This window comes from Cloacibacterium rupense (genome assembly GCF_014645495.1).
GTDB classification, from domain to species: domain Bacteria; phylum Bacteroidota; class Bacteroidia; order Flavobacteriales; family Weeksellaceae; genus Cloacibacterium; species Cloacibacterium rupense.
In genome coordinates, this window is the sequence record NZ_BMLV01000001.1 from 113,237 (window position 1) to 131,264 (window position 18,028).

An 18,028-nucleotide genomic window follows, 5' to 3' on the forward strand; every position below is an offset into this window, starting at 1 on the left:
ATTTGCAAATATTTATTTGAATTTCACGTTAATGCTTTATTAATCAGTTAGATAAATATATAAATGCAATTGTTACAAATGGTTTTTTGGTTTGTTTAGACTTATAGTAATTACGTTAAAGATGGTTAAATGTCATTTAATAATGTTTTATGGTCTGGTTTGTATGTTATACCTTAGCAAAAATTTTATATAATGAAAAGACTATTCTTTTTTTCAGTTTTAGTTTTACTCATCGGTTGTAGAGATTATAATGAGGTGGTAGTTACTCCACCAGTTCCAGAACAAGTACAACAGCCTTATGAAAAGCCTTACCTTCTTACAGATTCTCAGAAATTTATTTACGACAATGCTGCTTTGCCTGAAATTACCGTTGAAGTACCACTTACAGAATGGAATAAATTTTTAAGTTATTACGATCAAAATCCTGATAATGAAGAATATGTTTCAGGAAAGTTTGCATTTATAAAAAACGGAACTACAGAGACTTTAGACAATATTGGTTTCAGACTAAGAGGAAATACCAGCAGAAGAAGGCCAGAAGGAAATCGTGGCGAAATGCATAATGCGACCAATCCAGATTGGCACCATGCTAGTTTTACAGTGAGTTTTAAGAAATTTAATAAAACACAATTGTTTCATCAATCAGAAAAACTGATTCTAAAATGGTTTAAAGACGATGCTATGTACGCTAGAGAAGTTTTTTCTTATGATTTATTTGAGAAATTTGGCGTTTGGACGGCACCACAATCCAGCTATTGTAGACTTACAATTAAAGTAGCCGGAGGAGCTAAAGCAGCTTATTTTGGGGTCTATCAAATGATTGAGCCTGTAGATGATACCTATCTAAACAATAGAACGAGTTTTTTTACGACCACAGGAAATCTTTGGAAAGCCAATTGGGGAGCTACCCTCAAAGATCCATCTCAATCAAATATGGGGATAGAAAACATTACTTTAACTTCTAATTATACTCCAATTTATGACTACAAGGGCAGTAAATCTAATCTAGCAGCTGCTAAAACTCAATTGTCTGATTTTATTACCCAAGTAAATTCTAAAACAGGTGATGATTTTAAAAATTATATTTCCCAAAAAATGGATGTCAACCTATTCTTAAAAACCTATGCAGTGAACGTTACGGTAGGTATGTGGGATGATTATTGGAGTAATTCTAATAATTTCTATTTTTATTTTGATGCAGCGGGTAAGTTTTATTTCATACCCTATGATTATGATAACACGCTGGGTACTTCTTTGATGATGAAAGATTCTGGCATTCAAGATCCACTTAATTGGGGAAATAATGTGGAGCATCCTTTAGTGGCTAAGGTTTTATCTATTCCAGAATATAGAACGCAGTATATCAAATACCTTAATGATTTGATGGATAAGAAGTATGACCTTTTTTATGTCAATTATGCTCAACAAAGAATTCAGAATTGGCAAAATAGCATCGCTTCTTATGTTTCTAATGATACCGGTGAAGATATGGAGATAAAAGATGTGCCGGCCAACTGGGGAAATTGTGGTTTTTATAGACTAAGGGGCAGCAGTGCAGATGATAATTATTTCATAAGAAAAGCTTCAAGTATTCCAAAGAATTAGATTTTTGCCCTGAAAATCAGAGGATTAATTATTTTTAACAAAACTTTAACTAATGTTTTAGTGATAGATTAGTTTTTTTACTAAATTTGTATCACTAAATAATTAGTTATGATTTCTTTTTTATTAACTTTGATGTTAGAAGTAATTGATTTTCTAATCTCAATAATGATTTAAAATATGGCGACAAAGACCCTTACCAAAGCAGAAGAACAAGTAATGCAGTATCTCTGGGAAATAGAAAGTGGTTTCCTGAAAGATATTTTAGAACTTTTCCCTGAGCCAAAACCTCATACCAATACCGTTTCCACGATTTTAAAAATTTTGATGGAAAAAGAATTTGTAGGGCACAAAGTTCACGGAAGACAACACGAGTATTTTCCTCTAATTTCTAAGGAAACATACAGTGGTAAATCGATCAAAAGTTTGGTGAAAAACTATTTTGAGGGTTCGTATAGAAATGCGGTTTCTTTTTTGATTGAAAAAAACGAAATGAGCGTAGAAGACTTAGAAATGCTTTTAAATGAACTGAAAAAGTAGGAGATCTGAAGTTAGAAGTAAGAAGATGACTATCAGACCTTTCAAACTAAGTCAAACAAATTCAAACCATTTCAAAAAAGATAAATTATGGAAGCTATTTTCCTCTATTTCGGAAAGATGATTGCAGTTTCGGCGGTTATGTCGGCGTATTATCTTTTGTTTCTTCGCGATAAAACATTTCATCATTACAATAGATTTTACCTTTTATCTACTGTAGTTTTGAGCTTGTTTTTGCCACTTCTTAAGTTAGAATATTTTACCATTGAAACAGACAGTAGAATTTTACTGTTGCTCAATCAGTTTCAACAAAATACTGCAGAAAATCCTACGAAATCATTTGATTTTTGGAGTGTAGGAATTGCTGTTTTGGCACTCATTTCATTGTTTTTAATTCTGAAAATCGCCATCGGTTTGCTTAGAATCAGTCGATTGAGAAAAGAATTTCCGAAAGAAACTTTAGAAGGAATCACTTTTTATAATACCAATTTACAAGACGCACCATTTTCGTTTTTCAGAAATCTATTTTGGAAGAATTCTATTCTCATCAATTCAGATTTAGGAAAACAAATCCTAAAACACGAAATGGTACATATAGAACAGAAACACAGTATCGATAAACTTTTTATACAAATTGTTCAATCGGTTTTTTGGTTCAACCCGATATTTTACTTCATTAAAAAAGAAATCAACCTCATTCATGAATATCTGGCAGACCATAAAGCTGTAAAACAAAGCGATACTCGGGCATTTGCGCAGATGCTATTGGCCAGTAATTTTTCCGGAAATGTATTACCAGCCACGAGTCCGTTTTTATCATCTAACCTTAAAAAACGACTAAAAATGCTTACACAACAAAAAACAAAATTCAGTTATGCGCGTAGAATCTTAGCATTGCCAATTCTATTCTTGGTTTCATTTGCACTACTGGTTAATGCAAAAAACAAAGAAATTAAAGAAACGAATAATGCGATTGCTATTGCAGTACAAACGCTTAAAAAAGATACCACCATCAGGAAGCAAGTTCCTGTAGATAGTTTGGTGAAATTTCATCAAGAAAAAATAAAAGATGCATCAGAAAAACTGAAAAAAGAAAACGAAAAAATTACCACGCTAAGCGAAGAAACACGTAAAAAATCTGAGGAATTACAAAAAATTGCCAAAGAAAAAGGCAATGATAGTTATGAATTTGAACTAAAAGCAAAAGAATTAGACCAATTAGGCAGAGAAATAGACAAAGTAGCCCAATCTGATGACTATGTGAAAAATGTGAAAATTCTAGAATGGAATGGCAAAGAACTAGAAGATGTTTTTAATTCAAAAGAATTTAAAGAAAAATTCAAGTTTGATGAAAAAAAATTGAAAGAACTAGAAAAACTTGGTAAACTAAGAATCTTGACAGATGATGTGATTGGTAAAGTAGAAAGTTTCAGCTTTCCAGAAGGGGATTTCAATATGGTAATGCCTCAAATGCCTAGAAATGGAATGACTTTCAGAGCTGATGTTAATTATGAAGAAAATAAAGCTAACCTTACCAAAGCAGAAAAGAAAAAACTAGAAAAACTATCAAAAGAAAGAAAAGAACTCGCAGAAAAACAAGCAGAATTGGCAAAAAAACAAGCGGAAATTGCCAAACAACAGGCAGAAATTTCTAGAAAATATGCTCAAAATAATCCGTGGATAATTGGGGTAGGTGCTCATTCTCCTAATACTACTGTGGTAACAAGTACTTTAACCAAAATAAATCCAATAAAGGTAGATGGTAAAGACTACGGTAAAAATGTAAAAATTTACATTGACGGGAAATTGGCTGATAAGGCTGAAATGGAGAAACTAAATCCTAGTGATATCGCAACGGTAAATGTTTATAAAAATAATAACAACGGAAAAGAAGAAGGAGAAATAAAAATAGTGACTAAAAAATAATACAATAATTAATTGTTTCAAAGTTTAAATCTTTAATGTAAATTTGAAATCCCAATCCTTCAAGGATACTAAATCCTTGAAGGATTTTACTAAAAAACGAAAATTAAAATTGTACCCATGAAGAAAATATTTATACTTTTTATTTTTGCTGCATCATTTTTGCAAGCTCAAAATCATAGATTCATCTATGAATACAAATTTGTTTCGGATTCTACGCAAAAAGATAATACGACTTCTGAAATGATGTTCCTAGACATAACTAAAAATGGTTCTAAGTACTACAGCAGAGAAGTATATGTACAAGATTCCATCATAAAAGCTGACTTAGAGAAACAATTAAAAGCTGGAATTTCTAATATTAACATAAAAAGAAATGATAAAGGAAAAGTAAGGTACAAAGTCACTAAAGATTACTCTAAAAACAAAACCTACTTCAATACCAAAATTGGTACAGATTCTTACAAAGTTTTAGAAGACAGAACCCTCAATTGGAAGGTTTTACCAGAAAAGCAAAAAATAGGTTCTTGGGAAGCTCAAAAAGCGACCACAGAATTTGCAGGTAGAAAATGGACAGCTTGGTTTGCAGAAGAACTTCCGTTTAATGATGGACCTTACAAATTCAAAGGTTTACCAGGATTAATTGTTAAAATTTCAGACGATACCAATTCTCATAGTATGGAACTAAGAGGAACAGCTAAATTTAACACGATAGAAGAAGAAAATGCGGCCCAAAATACGACCACAGGAAATGGAATGGTTACCAGAACTATAATTGTGGGTGATGGTTTCGGGAATGCTAAAGATGAAATAGAAATCAATAGAGAAAAATATAAAAAAATGTTTTGGGAAGACAGAGAAGATCCTACAAAATCCCTTAAAATGATGCAAGGAAGAGAAGGCTTAGTGATGAAATTTAAAGACCAAAATGGTAATGAAATGTCAATGGCTGATATGATAAAACGTCGCGAAGAAATGCAAAAAGAAGCCAATAAAAGAAATAACAACTTGCTAGAAATAGATTTATTAAAAAAATAGAAATAATGAATAAAAAAATCTTTGTTCTTTTGATTCTTGGGGTGATGAATTTTTTGTCGGCACAGAACCAAAGATTTACGTATGAGTACAAACTGGTATCAGACTCTACCCAACGTGATGATGTAAAAACTGAAATAATGAATTTAGACACTACGCCAAAAGGTTCTAAATTCTACAGTTATACTTCTTTTAAAAGTGATTCTCTAATGAGGGTAGATTTAGAAAAACAATTGAAATCTACGGGCTCTATCAATATCAGAACAGACCAAAGAAAAGGCGTGGTGAGATATACCGTTGCTAAAAATTATCTAAACGGAAATATAGATTTCCGCACAAGAATTGGTATGGACGCCTTCCGTGTGGCCGAAGACCGAAAAATCTCTTGGAAAATATTCCCAGATAAACAGAAAATAGGAAATTGGGAAACCCAAAAAGCAACCGCAGAATTTGCAGGCAGAAAATGGACGGCTTGGTTTTGTAATGATATTCCTATTCAAGACGGACCATACAAATTTTCTGGCTTACCAGGCTTAATTATAAAATTAGAAGATGATACTCTATCTCATATGTATCAATTAATGGCCATTAAAAATTTGGGAACTCTAGAGCCTCAAATTTATGCTTTTGAAATCTCTAAAGAAATTCCATTAACATTAGTAGAGTACAAAAAACTATTTTTAGAGCACAGAAAAGACCCCGCAAAAGGAATGAGACAAATTAGTATGGACAACGGTGTAGTGATTAACATGACCAATAGTCCAGAAAATAATAAGTTTATGAAAGAAAGAGAAGAACGCCTTAAAGAACAAATTAAAAAAGATAATAATCTAATCGAAATTGACCTTTTGAAATAGAAATGAAAATAAAACAAAAAAAATCCTGAAAATTTTCAAACTTTCAGGATTTTTTTATTATTCCAACTTCTAACTTCCATCTTCCATCTCAATCTTCACTACATCATCTTCTTAGAATCTGCAATAAACTGCGCCAAACCAGCATCAGTCAAAGGATGTTTAAGCAAAGATAAAATCGGAGGAAGTGGAGACGTAATCACATCTGCACCTATTTTTGCACAGTTGATAATGTGCATAGAGTGGCGAATAGAAGCTGCTAGAATTTCAGTTTGATAATCATAATTGTCAAAAATGATTCTAATTTCTTCAATCAGATTAAGACCATCAGTAGAAACATCATCTAATCTTCCCAAAAACGGAGAAACGTAGGTGGCACCCGCTTTCGCAGCCAAAAGAGCTTGGCCAGCAGAGAAAATTAGAGTACAGTTGGTTTTAATCCCTTTATCTGTAAAATATTTCAAAGCCTTTATTCCGTCTTTAATCATAGGAATTTTCACCACAATATTCGGGTGAATTGCCGCCAATTCTTCGCCTTCTTTTATCATTTCTTCGTAAGTGGTAGAAAGAACTTCCGCAGAAATATCACCATCTACAATCTCGCAAATCGTTTTGTAGTGGTTCATAATTGCCTCTTTTCCTACAATTCCTTCTTTCGCCATCAGGCTAGGGTTGGTAGTTACACCATCTAGAATTCCTAAATCTTTCGCTTCTCTTATTTGGTCAAGATTAGCAGTATCAATAAAAAATTTCATCTTAAAATTATTTTTTTACAAAGATAAGAATTAGCGATTAGTTTTTCGGGATTAGTTTTTAGTTTTTTTGGCGCACATTTCCAGCTTTCGCTACTCGCTTCCCAAAAAATCCAAAGCAAAGCCTTCACATTTTTTTTGGGAGAGCTCAAACATGCCGCTCAATCTGGGGCGCAGTTCACTTCTCAAAACAACTTTTTTTCCATAAATTTGAACCATTCAAACCATATCAAACAAAATCAAACCACATCAAACCTTTTCAAACTTATGAATGTCCTTCTCGCTTCCACATCCACACTTTTTGGTGGGAAATATTTAGAATACATTAAAAAAGAAATTCAAGAATTATTCTCAGGAATTGATGAAATTATTTTCGTTCCTTTTGCAAGACCAGGTGGAATTTCACACGACGATTACACCGAAATCGCTAGAAATTTCTTTGCAGAAATCAATATCAAAGTAAAAGGACTTCATGAATTCGAAGATAAAATTTCGGCAATTAATTCTGCAAAAGGCTATTTCACAGGTGGCGGAAACACCTTTCTTTTGGTAAAAACCCTTCACGAAGAAAATTTAATGAATGTTTTAGCAGAAAATGTAAAATCAGGCAAACCTTATCTAGGCAGTTCCGCAGGAAGCAACATTGGAGGCATCAATATGAAAACTACCAATGATATGCCCATCGTATATCCACCCAATTTTGATTGTATGGGCTTGGTTCCTTTTAATATCAATCCTCATTATTTAGACCCAAATCCACAAATTAAGCACAACGGAGAAACCAGAGAAACTAGAATCAGAGAGTTTCTCACCCAAAATAATATTAAAGTTGTAGGCTTAAGAGAAGGAAGCTGGATTCGCAGAATCGGCGATAAAATTACCACCGAAGGAACAGAGCTCACCAGAATTTTCGAGAAAGGAAAAGAGCCTTATGAATTGGAGAGTGGAAGTGAGTTGTAGAGTTTTAGAGTGGGAGAGTTGTAGAGTGATAGAGTTTTAGAGAAATGGAGTGATAGAGTTTTTAGACAATTTGAAACTATTTCATCATGAAAAAATTATTTGTTTTTATTTTTTTAGCTTCTTTTTTAAGTGCCTTTTCTCAAGAGAAAGTTACTGAAAAAGATATTTATGAAGTGGTGAATTTTGTAATTAAAAATCGCAAAGAGAGATTGCAAGAGAAGGGTTTTAAAATTAAATTTTTAATGAGAAGTAAATCAGATTCTGCGGTTTATCATTATTTAAATAAGATAGAAGAAAATTTTTACAGTATTGAAGAAAATCCGAATGATTTTTTCACCAATAATGATATTGAGTTTATCAATAAACAAATTGGTGATAATCTTAATTTTAACTTCCAACAAAAATTAATCAATCAATTGAAAATTCTTTCTGTAGAAGAGTATAAAAAATTAGGAACAGGAAAAGAATTTTGGAAAAATTATGATACAAAATATGGTAAAAAATCTTTTGTAGAAATGATGGTTCCTCTATTTTCGTTAGACAAAAAAACAGTAATTATAGAATATAGTAATATTACTGGTTCTAGAGGCGGTTTTGGAGAAATTGTTATTTTGAAAAAAGAAAATAATACTTGGAAATATTTGAAAAATCTTTCTGCTTGGAAATTTTAATTAGTAAAAAAGCGTTCCATAGGAACGCAATGTTAAGAGATTAATTTCAACCAAAAATTAATTCATCAAATTAAATTTTCTAGCATCAATTTTTGGTGAAAAATATTTTTTAATTTTTTTTCAATGATTTTTATCAGTTTATTTTTTTTAGAAGAAATATTTTAACTGAAATTCACTTAGTTTTCCCAATTTTTTTCGATGAGTTTCATTAAAAAATCGGGACATTTAGACACTTTGTTGGTGGTCGCATCCAAAAAAAATAAGGTAACGGTAGCCTCAGAAATTTTTTGTTTAGATTGATTATAAATTTCATATTCAAATTCTATTCTTACCCCAGGAATTTTTTTTACATAGGTATGAATTTCTAAAATTTCGTCATAAAAAGCAGGCTTTAAATACTTAATTTTATACTCAGAAACAGGCAGCCAAAATCCAAGTTTCTCGATTTCATCGTATGAAATCCCTATACTTCTAAAGAGTTCTACACGGGCTACTTCTAGGTACTCTGCATAGTTGCCATAGTAAACATATTTCATAGCGTCTGTTTCTCCGTAACGTACTCTTAATGAGTGGGTTGTGTGTATCATTATAACTTTTTCTTTATACATACAAATATATTTTTAAAAAAGCAATACCCCAAAAATTTTTTTAAGAAAAAATTATTTTTCATATTTGTCTTTCCGATAAAAATTACATAATCAGAGAAAATTACGCAGACAAAAAAATGGATCAAAATTTAGGATTGATTTGGGAAAGGTGTCTCAAGTTTATGAGAGACAATCTCAGCGCAGCAGAGAATGAAGATGTTAAGAAATTAGAACACTCATTTGATCTTTTATTCGACAAAGTACAACCACTTTCATTGGTGAACCACAATCTTACATTGCTGGTGCCATCTGACTTCTATAAAGAATATATAGAAGAAAACTACCTTGCCTTATTATCGTCTGCTCTTAAAAAAAATATCGGAAAAGGAGTGAAATTGTGGTATTCTGTAATGGAAAATAAACCACAAGGAAAAGAAAAACCTACCCTTCAAAATTATAAAGGTATCTCTGTACAAGCTCCTAAAGTACAAGAGGTTAGACCTGCTTCTTTCTCTGGCAATGTGGTCAATCCTTTCGTAGTTCCAGGAATCAAAAAAGTAAATATAGATTCTAACCTTAACCCGAATCTTAATTTTGATAATTTCGTAGAAGGTGAAAGCAATAAATTTGCTTCTACGGTAGCTAAAACAATTGCCAAAAGACCAGGCGCTACTTCTTTCAACCCATTATTTATTCACGGTGGTGTAGGAGTAGGTAAAACGCACCTAGCACATGCAATAGGTCTAGATGTAAAAACAAATTTTCCAGATAAAATAGTTCTTTACTTATCTTCAGAAAAATTTATCCAGCAGTTCGTTTCTGCTGCCAAAGCTCAAAACAAAACAGATTTTGGTAATTTTTATCAAATGGTAGATGTTTTGATTATTGATGATATTCAGTTCTTGTCTGGTAAGGCAGCTACTCAGGATATGTTTTTCCATATTTTTGATCATCTTCATCAGACGGGTAAACAAATTATTTTAACCTCTGATAAAGCGCCAGCCGATATTCAAGATATCCAAGAGAGAATTGTTTCTAGATTCAAATGGGGACTTTCTGCAGAAGTAAAATCTCCTGATTATGACACCAGAAAGAAAATCATAATTGATAAATTACACAGAGATGGTATTGCTTTGAAAGAAGATATGGTAGATTTCTTAGCTGGTGAAGTAAAATCTAACGTAAGAGAGCTAATAGGAGTTATCAATTCTGTGATTGCGCATTCTATGATTTCTAAGTCTGATTTAAGTTTAGAATTACTAAAAGAAACCATCAATAAAATTGCAGCCAATCAAAAGAAAACCATCAATATTCCTTATATCCAAGAAGTGGTTTGCGAATATTTTGGAATTAAGAGAGAGCAATTATTGTCTAAAACCAGAAAAAGAGAAATCGCATTACCAAGACAATTGGCCATGTATTTTGCAAAAGAGTACACCAATGCTACTTTTACAAAAATTGGCGAGGAAATGGGCGGAAAAGACCATTCTACGGTAATGTATGCTTGTGAAACAATAAGAGATGTTTCTAAAATAGATAAAGAATTAAAAAAATATCTGAAAGAAATTAAAGAAAAAATATTTGAATAAGTTCAATAAACTTTAATTGTTAATTTTTTGAAAGGAATTTTTTAAATCATTTATGTTTAGAAAATTCCTTTTTCAATAAAACACAATTCATCATTTATGAAAATATTAATGGTTTGCCTCGGGAATATCTGCCGAAGCCCACTAGCCGAAGGAATTCTTCGCTCCAAAATATCTAAGGAACATACGGTAGCAAGTGCGGGTACCATTTCCTTCCACGAAGGAGAACACCCAGACAAACGTTCTATTTCTACTGCCAAAGGGCACGGGGTAGATATTTCTAAACAAAAAGCGCAATACTTCGAAAAGAAATTTTTTGATAAATTTGATAAAATCTTTTGTATGGATACCAAGAATTATCAAGATGTTTTGTCTTTAGCAGAATCTGAAACTCAAAAAAACAAAGTTTCTATGATTTTGGAAGAAGCTGGCAATCATGGTAGAGCTGAAGTTCCAGACCCATATTATGGTACTATGCAAGATTTTGAAAATGTGTACCAAATGTTAGATGAAGCGTGTGAAATAATTGCAGAAAAATATCAGCTGAGATAAATGAATATTTTTCTCATTAAATAAAAATCATTAATATAGAAATGTTATTCCTAATCCCTGCTTATTTATCAGAAGAATCACCGATTGAGTATTTTGCTCCTTCGATTAAAGAATATATTCTAAAAACAGATTATTTTTTTGTAGAAAACGAAAAAACCGCTAGAAAAGTCATTAAGTTTTTTGCTCCAGAAAAAAAGCAATCAGAGTTGAAGCTTTTTCTTTTGGATAAATATTCTGAATCTGTAGATTTGAAGGAAGCTCAAAAACTCATGAAATCTGGACAAGACTTTGGTTTGCTTTCCGAAGCAGGATTACCTTGCATAGCAGACCCAGGAAATCTGATGGTAAAATGGAGCCACGAAAATAACATTAAAGTAATCCCTATTAATGGGCCTTCTTCTATTATTTTAGCTTTAATTTCGAGTGGTTTTAATGGGCAAGAATTTACATTTCACGGATATCTTCCGATTGATAAAGAACAAAAGAAAAAGCAGATTTTATTTTTAGAAAATCAAGTTCAAAAATCTGGATATTCTCAGATTTTTATGGAAACTCCGTACAGAAACAATCAGCTTTTGGAAGATTTAATTAAATTTTTAAATCCTAATACTAAACTTTGTATTGCTGCCAACATCAATCATCCTACAGAAGAATTTATTAAAACCCAAAAAATTTCTGATTGGAAAAATAAAAAGCCAGAACTTCATAAAATTCCGGCGGTATTTGTTTTGGGGAAATAGATTTTACCAGTCTAAAATCTGCTTTATTAAATTTTCAGAATGACTATAAAAATACAAATCAATTTTTTTATTTGTAACTTTATCATAATAACTCATTAAAGGATGGTATTTATATAAAAGTTCTCCATCTTTTTTACTTATATTTTTAAGAATACCAATATTGGTGCCTTCTTTTGCGATTTCACCAACTTTAAAGTTAGAAAAATTGAGTTGGCTAAAATCACTATCGTACTTATTAATTATGTAGAAAGTGTAACTAACAGAATTCTTTTCATCAAATAGAATAATAGATTTCATTTCGGGAGTGTCAGAAAGTCCTAAAACTTTCATTTCAAAAGGAGTAGAAACTATAGAATCTTTTTTTGAGGTTATATAAAATACTTTTTCATCTTTATAATCTACTAAATAAGCTGGAGCATATTTAATATGAGAGTAAAAAATTCTAGCATCAGAAAGCCATTTGTGCGAATTAATAATAATAGTATCTCTTACAACTTCTTCTCTAATTCTATTTTTGGTTTGTGCATTTTCTAAATTGAATCCTAGAAAAATCATTAAAAATATAAAAATTAATTTTTTTTGCATTTTGGTAAAAAATAAAATGGTTATTTAATTTGAAACGAATTTTTTTGATTTAATTTATATTTAATATCAAAAAAACCGGAACTTCATAAAATTCCGGCGGTATTTGTTTTGGGGAAATAGATTTTATCTTTTGTAATGACTTTCTACACCATCATTCGCATCATCACTTAAATAGAGATTGGTTTCATCGTTATTTCTTATCATTTGACGATTAGTAGAAGAAAAATCGATGTAAGTTCTCTCAATATGGTCTAGATTAGAAACATCTTTATACAATCTAAAATTCCCTTCATTAGTTACTGTTCCATTAGTAGTGATGGTATATTTATTGTCTGAAGTAAAGCTAAGTTTTATGGTGTTTCCAGTAGAAGAAGGCGTGTCGTTAATTTGTCCATTAATTCCACCATTGCTAGAAACCCATTCCCAATCACCAACCAATGGTTCTATGTCTAGTTCATCGTCATTTCTGCAAGAAAGCATAGCCAAAAAAGTAAATGTGGCAAGGATAAATCTTTTCATAATTTTTATTTTGTAAGACAAATTTACATATATTTTTTGTCAATTATGTAATGAAATTTATCATCTGTCTTTCTTGTCATAAAAATTCTATTCTTTTTTTGATTTTCTTTTTCTCCATTTTCTCCAAAAGAAGATAATAAAGGGGATAATAAATAAGAACGGCCAAAGTGAAACAACACCTAGAAAAAAATTCACAAAAATATTCCAACCATTGGCTACAGAATCTATCAATCTGCTTCCGAAACCTATTTTTGAGGTTACCGTGTTTCTAGGTTTTTCTCTAATTAAAGTTAAATCAAGTGTGCTGTAATTCACTTGGTCATCTATATAGCGAAGTCTGCCTTCAGAAGATTCTATTTCTTCTTCTAAACCCCGTATTTTTTCCTGAATTTCTATTAAATCTTTAGTAGATGCGCTGCGTTTTAATAAATCTCTGTATTTTTCTAGATAAGCGAGTTTGTTTTTTAGCCTGATAGAAACATCGGTGTATTCTTCGGTTACATCTTCTACTCTGATGTTTTTTTGTGTGATTGAACCAATTTCATCTGAAAAAGAATTCACCAATTGATCAAAATTCTGATTAGGAATTCTGATTTCCATAGAAAGCGTAGTTTGGGTTTCAGAATTAGAAAACCTTTCGTTTTGAATGTAAGCTTTATTGTATTTTACCGAGTTTTGAATTTTTTCTTGAGCTGTTTTTATATCTGCAACCTCTATCGTCATATCACCACTTTTGATGATTTTTTTTAGATTGATAGCTTTGTCGATTGGTTTTGCTTCAGGAATAGGCATTTGTAATTTTGGTGGAGAGTCAGGTGAATATGCTTTCGTGGCAACTTCATCTTCTGGAAGAACTTCCATCAGAGAAACATTGGTTTGCGTGGCTTCATTCTTACCACAAGCTAATAATGATAAAATGGCAAGAGAATAAATAATTGTTTTCATAGAAATTAATTTTAGATAAAATTTCTATATCAACAATTGTGCAAAACTTGGTTTGAAATAAAAAATCCTTGAATTTTTTTCAAGGGTATATGGTTTAAGTCGTTAAATTAATAAGGAATACCAATTTTCTTTAATACGAAATGAAGCAACCAAATAGGGCCTACCAATAGAAATTGCAAGTCTTTTAAGAAACTCGGTTTTTTGCCTTCAATTTTATGACCTATGAATTGAAAAATCCATGTAATCACGAAAATTGATAGATAAATAATCCAAGAATTGCTGCTGAAATGTATATTAATAGCGTAAGCAAAATGCTCCATCAATAACATCACAAATAGCATAATGATGGAGATAATCCAAGATAATCTAGCATAAAAAACACTTACTAATATCAAGGCAATGATACTTGCCAAACTGATACAACCAAAATAAGCTGCACAAAAATGCGGTGCAGGAATTAAGCTGATAAATCCTACAATCGTAAAGAATATGAGAGGAACACAAATCCAATGAATGAATTTATTGGTGTGATTTTGGTGACTTTCAGCATATTCTGCAAAGAGTTGGTCTATTTTTCTCATGTTTTTTAAATTTTTCTAAAATTAACAAATCCTCTCTAAACAAAGAATATTTTTTAAAATTTAAAATTATGTGATTCTTAATAATTATTTTTGCCAAATGAAAGATTTAATGGGAAGCGCCATTTGGGATTATTTTTACCAAGAGAATCCTGAGGATTTACAAACCGAAACTTCCATTTCAGAATTAGATGATTTGCCAGTTTCTTATCTTTTTAGAAATTACAAAGAAATGAATGCTTTAGAACAAAAAGCATTAGATTTATCATTCGGGAAGGTTTTAGATGTAGGCGCTGGTGCTGGTTCTCATAGTTTGTATCTTCAGAACAAAAGAAATTTAGACGTCACGTCGCTAGATATTTCCCCAAAATCTATAGAAATTTGTAAAGCAAGAGGTGTAAAAAGTGCGGTGTGCGAAGATTTTCTGAAATTTTCTAATGATAAATTTGATACGATTTTGCTTTTAATGAATGGAACAGGGATTTTTCAAAGTTTAGAACACATCGATCAATATTTACAAAAATTAAAAAATTTAATCTCCGAAAACGGACAAATCCTCATAGATAGCACAGATATTTTGTATATGTATGACCAAGATGATGACGGCGGAGTGCTGGTTCCAGCTACTGGTTATTACGGAGAATTAGATTATTATGTGCATTATAAAGGTGAATCAGAACTGCCTATGAAATGGCTTTATTTAGATTTTAACACCCTAAAAAATGCAGCGATAGCCAATGGTTTTAAAATTCAAAAAATAAAGCAATTAGACGATTCTTATTTGGCAAAACTAACGGTGAAATAGTTACTTTTTCTGAAAATGAGTGCAAGGAATATTTCCTAAAAGTGCATTTTCTACAAAATTGTTTTGATTTCCGTTGACAATGTACATTTCCACATTGTTTTCAAAGCAAATTTCTGCTGCTTTTAGTTTTGAGGTCATTCCGCCAGTTCCTAATTTTGAAGGTTTTTCTTCAATGAATTTTTTGATTTCATCTAAATTGATTACTTTTTTAATTAATTGAGCATCAGTGTGCAAATGCGGATTTTTATCAAAAACGCCATCAATATCAGACGCTAAAAACAGAATATCAGCTTCTATAATTTTGGCAACCATAGCAGAAAGTTTGTCATTATCCCCGAAAATAATTTCCTCAGCCGAAACGGTGTCGTTTTCATTAATAATAGGAATAATTTCGTGTTGTAATAATGTGTGAATCGTATTTTTGGTATTTTCTATGGTCGCTTGTTTTTCGAAATCGTGGTAAGTAAGCAAACATTGGGCAACTTGCAAACCAAAACTCTCGAAAACTTCATCGTAAATTCTCATCAATTTCGGTTGACCAATGGCTGCTAAAGCTTGTTTGTTTTCAATGTTTTTAAATTGATGAATATCAATCACTTGTCTGGCTGTAGCGATTGCACCAGACGAAACAATTATGATTTGGTATTTTTCTCGAAGTTGGGTGATTTGTCTTGCCAAATCTTCGATTTTACCATAAGAAATTCTGTTGGTTCCTGCGGTTAGCGTAGATGAACCTATTTTAATTACAATTTTTTTCTTCATTTCTAAATTTTTCAAATTGGTTTCAAGAGGTTTGATTTTGTTCGAATTGGTTTGAAATTGTTTGATTTGGTTTAATGTAGTTTGAAAATTCATCACCCATATGAACTTCCATCTTCCATCTTCCATCAACTAAAATTCTACCTCACTTCTCCATTGCCAGAAATAAACCATTTGTTGGTGGTTAATTGGTGAATTCCCAATGGTCCACGGAAATGTAATTTTTGGGTACTGATGGCAATTTCCCCACTCAAGCCAAATTCTCCACCGTCTGTAAATCGGGTAGAGGCGTTGTGATAAACAGCACCACAATCTACTTCGGTTTGAAATTTTTCTGCTTTATTTTTATTAGTGGTAATAATGCTTGCAGAATGCCCTCCAGAATTTTCATTGATGATTTCAATGGCTTCCTCTAAAGAATTGCCTAAAAGTAGGACTATTTTTTCTGAAAGAAATTCTTCTTTTAGAAGTTCTGGATTTTCATTTTTTTGTAATTCTGAGTTGAGTTTTAAAATCTCTCCAAAACCATAAACATCGAGGTTGTTTTCTTTTAAAAACTTGACTAAATCATGCAATTGAGCTTCTAAATTGGGCATATTTTTATTTATAATCACTTTATCTAAAGCATTGCAAACACTAATTCTGGATTTTCCGTTGAGGATAATTTTTTTTGCCATTTCAAAATCTGCTTCATCATCTACGTACAAAAAATTATTTCCTCTTCCGCTTATCAAAACTGGGATGTTGCTGTTTTTTTTCACAAAATCAATCAATTGATCACCACCTCTCGGAATGATTAAATCTGCTTTGTAGGTGTTTTTAGAAATCGCTTCCTGAATTTCTTCTCTACTTAGGTCTAAATAAACCACATTATCTTCAGAAAAACCATTCTCTGAAAGAGCTTGATGCCAAAGTTTTACCAAAATAAGATTGCTTCTTAGAGATTCTTTTCCGCCTTTTAAAATGATTTTATTACCTGCTTTGAAGGCCATTACCGCAGCTTCGATGGTAACATCTGGTCTGGATTCATAAATGATAAAAATTTTACCAAAAGGTACAATTTTGTTCTCTATCAACATCCCTTTTGGGTGATGATAAGAGTACAGCGTTTTGCCTAGAATATCTTCGGTTTCTATTGCTTTCTCTACACACTTTATCATCGCAGCTACTTTATTTTCATCTACTTTTAGACGGTCATAGAGCGCTTTGTCTTCTTGGTTGCAATAAGCTAAATCTTTTTGATTCTCAGAAATGATTTCAAATTGATGAGCTTTCAGCAGTTCCGAAAGTCTAGTTAAAACTTGATTATGGTTGTTGTTCATTCTAATTTTTGATAATATACAGTTGAAACTGAAATAAGATGTAAATTTAACAAAAATTAGAGAGTTAAGGTGAGGGAATTAGATAAAATTATCTGTTTATATAAATAATTTAGATTAAAATAAGTGTTATTTTAAGTTCCAAAGTAAAAAATTAATGACATCTATTCTTTTTCTGGCGTTTTCATCAAATAAATCTTGAAAAATTTCAAAACGGTAAGGAACGGTAAGTGCAAATTTATCACGATTGATTTCGTCTGTGATTTTAGAAACTTCTATATAAATATCATTAGGAATTTGCTTTGAAATTTCTAAGAAAAGTTCATTGTATTTTTGTTTTTCTTCGTCTGAAATTTTTGTTAAGAATTGATTGTTTCTGTTCAATAAAATAGCATTGATGTCAGGATAATATTGATAATAAAAATAGATTGCAGCTTTGATTTTATCATCTTCTGTTAACTTATTTGGAAATAATAATTTTAATTTTTCGTCGTAGATTTTTCTTAAATTTCTAATGTTAGCTATGTCAAAATTTATTTTTTGTGAATTAAGTCTATAATTTGATTCTAATAATAGAATGTTTTTTGAAATGAAAACACTTTTTATATTATTTTCTTCTTGAGCCTTAAAATTCCCCAATCCAAAAAATAAAAAGAATAGTAGAAGTGATTTTAGAAAATTCATATCGTTATATTTAAACTTTGTCAAAGATTCCTTTG

General features: G+C 31.3%; 20 protein-coding genes. 11 read left to right on the plus strand and 9 right to left on the minus strand.

The window, feature by feature from the left end; translation table 11 throughout:
* Window positions 1–192: 192 nt before the first annotated feature.
* From IEW40_RS00545 to IEW40_RS00565, 5 genes are all read left to right on the plus strand, one after another.
* Window positions 193–1,605: a CotH kinase family protein gene (locus IEW40_RS00545; protein ID WP_188616125.1), complete on the plus strand. Its 1,413-nt coding sequence runs from the start codon at window positions 193–195 to the stop codon at window positions 1,603–1,605.
* 177 nt (window positions 1,606–1,782) lie between these two features.
* Window positions 1,783–2,142, plus strand: coding sequence for a BlaI/MecI/CopY family transcriptional regulator (locus IEW40_RS00550; RefSeq protein ID WP_188616126.1), 360 nt, complete (start codon window positions 1,783–1,785; stop codon window positions 2,140–2,142).
* An 87-nt stretch (window positions 2,143–2,229) separates the two neighbouring features.
* Complete coding sequence (locus IEW40_RS00555) at window positions 2,230–4,065, plus strand: M56 family metallopeptidase (RefSeq protein WP_188616127.1); 1,836 nt, start codon at window positions 2,230–2,232, stop codon at window positions 4,063–4,065.
* A 117-nt stretch (window positions 4,066–4,182) separates the two neighbouring features.
* Window positions 4,183–5,100: a GLPGLI family protein gene (locus IEW40_RS00560; protein WP_188616128.1), complete on the plus strand. Its 918-nt coding sequence runs from the start codon at window positions 4,183–4,185 to the stop codon at window positions 5,098–5,100.
* A gap of 5 nt (window positions 5,101–5,105) precedes the next feature.
* The gene (locus IEW40_RS00565; protein WP_188616129.1) at window positions 5,106–5,954 is read left to right on the plus strand and encodes a GLPGLI family protein; all 849 of its coding nucleotides are present in this window, start codon (window positions 5,106–5,108) and stop codon (window positions 5,952–5,954) included.
* Window positions 5,955–6,052: 98 nt separating this feature from the next.
* Here IEW40_RS00565 and fsa read toward each other — a convergent pair whose 3' ends face one another.
* A complete protein-coding gene (fsa, locus tag IEW40_RS00570) occupies window positions 6,053–6,706 on the minus strand; it encodes a fructose-6-phosphate aldolase (RefSeq protein ID WP_188616130.1) in 654 nt (217 codons plus the stop codon).
* 264 nt (window positions 6,707–6,970) lie between these two features.
* On the opposite strand from fsa, the gene pepE reads away from it, so the two are divergent.
* Complete coding sequence (pepE, locus tag IEW40_RS00575) at window positions 6,971–7,663, plus strand: dipeptidase PepE (RefSeq protein ID WP_188616131.1); 693 nt, start codon at window positions 6,971–6,973, stop codon at window positions 7,661–7,663.
* Between the two features lie 86 nt (window positions 7,664–7,749).
* A complete protein-coding gene (locus IEW40_RS00580) occupies window positions 7,750–8,334 on the plus strand; it encodes a hypothetical protein (protein WP_188616132.1) in 585 nt (194 codons plus the stop codon).
* A 176-nt stretch (window positions 8,335–8,510) separates the two neighbouring features.
* Here IEW40_RS00580 and IEW40_RS00585 read toward each other — a convergent pair whose 3' ends face one another.
* A complete protein-coding gene (locus IEW40_RS00585) occupies window positions 8,511–8,921 on the minus strand; it encodes an acyl-CoA thioesterase (protein WP_188616133.1) in 411 nt (136 codons plus the stop codon).
* A 137-nt stretch (window positions 8,922–9,058) separates the two neighbouring features.
* On the opposite strand from IEW40_RS00585, the gene dnaA reads away from it, so the two are divergent.
* From dnaA to IEW40_RS00600, 3 genes are all read left to right on the plus strand, one after another.
* Window positions 9,059–10,510, plus strand: coding sequence for a chromosomal replication initiator protein DnaA (gene dnaA / locus IEW40_RS00590; RefSeq protein WP_188616134.1), 1,452 nt, complete (start codon window positions 9,059–9,061; stop codon window positions 10,508–10,510).
* Window positions 10,511–10,606: 96 nt separating this feature from the next.
* Entirely contained in the window at window positions 10,607–11,059 is a 453-nt protein-coding gene (locus IEW40_RS00595; RefSeq protein ID WP_188616135.1) for a low molecular weight protein-tyrosine-phosphatase, read from the plus strand.
* Between the two features lie 41 nt (window positions 11,060–11,100).
* The gene (locus IEW40_RS00600; RefSeq protein WP_188616136.1) at window positions 11,101–11,799 is read left to right on the plus strand and encodes an SAM-dependent methyltransferase; all 699 of its coding nucleotides are present in this window, start codon (window positions 11,101–11,103) and stop codon (window positions 11,797–11,799) included.
* Between the two features lie 3 nt (window positions 11,800–11,802).
* Here IEW40_RS00600 and IEW40_RS00605 read toward each other — a convergent pair whose 3' ends face one another.
* The 4 genes from IEW40_RS00605 to IEW40_RS00620 form a co-directional block, all read right to left on the minus strand.
* The gene (locus IEW40_RS00605) at window positions 11,803–12,384 is read right to left on the minus strand and encodes a hypothetical protein (protein ID WP_188616137.1); all 582 of its coding nucleotides are present in this window, start codon (window positions 12,382–12,384) and stop codon (window positions 11,803–11,805) included.
* Between the two features lie 123 nt (window positions 12,385–12,507).
* Window positions 12,508–12,903: a hypothetical protein gene (locus tag IEW40_RS00610; RefSeq protein ID WP_188616138.1), complete on the minus strand. Its 396-nt coding sequence runs from the start codon at window positions 12,901–12,903 to the stop codon at window positions 12,508–12,510.
* Between the two features lie 87 nt (window positions 12,904–12,990).
* A complete protein-coding gene (locus IEW40_RS00615) occupies window positions 12,991–13,848 on the minus strand; it encodes a DUF4349 domain-containing protein (RefSeq protein WP_188616139.1) in 858 nt (285 codons plus the stop codon).
* A 107-nt stretch (window positions 13,849–13,955) separates the two neighbouring features.
* Window positions 13,956–14,429: an Mpo1 family 2-hydroxy fatty acid dioxygenase gene (locus IEW40_RS00620; RefSeq protein WP_188616140.1), complete on the minus strand. Its 474-nt coding sequence runs from the start codon at window positions 14,427–14,429 to the stop codon at window positions 13,956–13,958.
* Between the two features lie 97 nt (window positions 14,430–14,526).
* On the opposite strand from IEW40_RS00620, the gene IEW40_RS00625 reads away from it, so the two are divergent.
* Window positions 14,527–15,231, plus strand: a complete 705-nt coding sequence (locus tag IEW40_RS00625; RefSeq protein WP_188616141.1) for a class I SAM-dependent methyltransferase — start codon at window positions 14,527–14,529, stop codon at window positions 15,229–15,231.
* On the opposite strand, the gene proB is transcribed toward IEW40_RS00625, so the two are convergent.
* The 3 genes from proB to IEW40_RS00640 all read right to left on the minus strand — a co-directional run bounded on the left by proB (window position 15,232) and on the right by IEW40_RS00640 (window position 17,993).
* Complete coding sequence (gene proB, locus IEW40_RS00630; protein ID WP_188616142.1) at window positions 15,232–15,993, minus strand: glutamate 5-kinase; 762 nt, start codon at window positions 15,991–15,993, stop codon at window positions 15,232–15,234.
* 137 nt (window positions 15,994–16,130) lie between these two features.
* A complete protein-coding gene (locus IEW40_RS00635) occupies window positions 16,131–17,312 on the minus strand; it encodes a glutamate-5-semialdehyde dehydrogenase (protein WP_188616143.1) in 1,182 nt (393 codons plus the stop codon).
* A 126-nt stretch (window positions 17,313–17,438) separates the two neighbouring features.
* The gene (locus IEW40_RS00640) at window positions 17,439–17,993 is read right to left on the minus strand and encodes a hypothetical protein (RefSeq protein ID WP_188616144.1); all 555 of its coding nucleotides are present in this window, start codon (window positions 17,991–17,993) and stop codon (window positions 17,439–17,441) included.
* Between the last annotated feature and the right edge of the window lie 35 nt (window positions 17,994–18,028).

Bases quoted from the DNA above. Each gene is read 5' to 3' on its own strand.
- pepE (WP_188616131.1), top strand. From the start codon at position 6,971: ATGAATGTCCTTCTCGCTTCCACATCCACACTTTTTGGTGGGAAATAT.
- IEW40_RS00620 (WP_188616140.1), bottom strand. From the start codon at position 14,429: ATGAGAAAAATAGACCAACTCTTTGCAGAATATGCTGAAAGTCACCAA.
- IEW40_RS00600 (WP_188616136.1), top strand. From the start codon at position 11,101: ATGTTATTCCTAATCCCTGCTTATTTATCAGAAGAATCACCGATTGAG.
- IEW40_RS00555 (WP_188616127.1), top strand. From the start codon at position 2,230: ATGGAAGCTATTTTCCTCTATTTCGGAAAGATGATTGCAGTTTCGGCG.
- IEW40_RS00585 (WP_188616133.1), bottom strand. From the start codon at position 8,921: ATGATACACACAACCCACTCATTAAGAGTACGTTACGGAGAAACAGAC.
- IEW40_RS00605 (WP_188616137.1), bottom strand. From the start codon at position 12,384: ATGCAAAAAAAATTAATTTTTATATTTTTAATGATTTTTCTAGGATTC.
- proB (WP_188616142.1), bottom strand. From the start codon at position 15,993: ATGAAGAAAAAAATTGTAATTAAAATAGGTTCATCTACGCTAACCGCA.
- IEW40_RS00550 (WP_188616126.1), top strand. From the start codon at position 1,783: ATGGCGACAAAGACCCTTACCAAAGCAGAAGAACAAGTAATGCAGTAT.
- dnaA (WP_188616134.1), top strand. From the start codon at position 9,059: ATGGATCAAAATTTAGGATTGATTTGGGAAAGGTGTCTCAAGTTTATG.
- IEW40_RS00545 (WP_188616125.1), top strand. From the start codon at position 193: ATGAAAAGACTATTCTTTTTTTCAGTTTTAGTTTTACTCATCGGTTGT.
- IEW40_RS00635 (WP_188616143.1), bottom strand. From the start codon at position 17,312: ATGAACAACAACCATAATCAAGTTTTAACTAGACTTTCGGAACTGCTG.
- fsa (WP_188616130.1), bottom strand. From the start codon at position 6,706: ATGAAATTTTTTATTGATACTGCTAATCTTGACCAAATAAGAGAAGCG.
- IEW40_RS00580 (WP_188616132.1), top strand. From the start codon at position 7,750: ATGAAAAAATTATTTGTTTTTATTTTTTTAGCTTCTTTTTTAAGTGCC.
- IEW40_RS00625 (WP_188616141.1), top strand. From the start codon at position 14,527: ATGAAAGATTTAATGGGAAGCGCCATTTGGGATTATTTTTACCAAGAG.
- IEW40_RS00610 (WP_188616138.1), bottom strand. From the start codon at position 12,903: ATGAAAAGATTTATCCTTGCCACATTTACTTTTTTGGCTATGCTTTCT.
- IEW40_RS00640 (WP_188616144.1), bottom strand. From the start codon at position 17,993: ATGAATTTTCTAAAATCACTTCTACTATTCTTTTTATTTTTTGGATTG.
- IEW40_RS00565 (WP_188616129.1), top strand. From the start codon at position 5,106: ATGAATAAAAAAATCTTTGTTCTTTTGATTCTTGGGGTGATGAATTTT.
- IEW40_RS00615 (WP_188616139.1), bottom strand. From the start codon at position 13,848: ATGAAAACAATTATTTATTCTCTTGCCATTTTATCATTATTAGCTTGT.
- IEW40_RS00560 (WP_188616128.1), top strand. From the start codon at position 4,183: ATGAAGAAAATATTTATACTTTTTATTTTTGCTGCATCATTTTTGCAA.
- IEW40_RS00595 (WP_188616135.1), top strand. From the start codon at position 10,607: ATGAAAATATTAATGGTTTGCCTCGGGAATATCTGCCGAAGCCCACTA.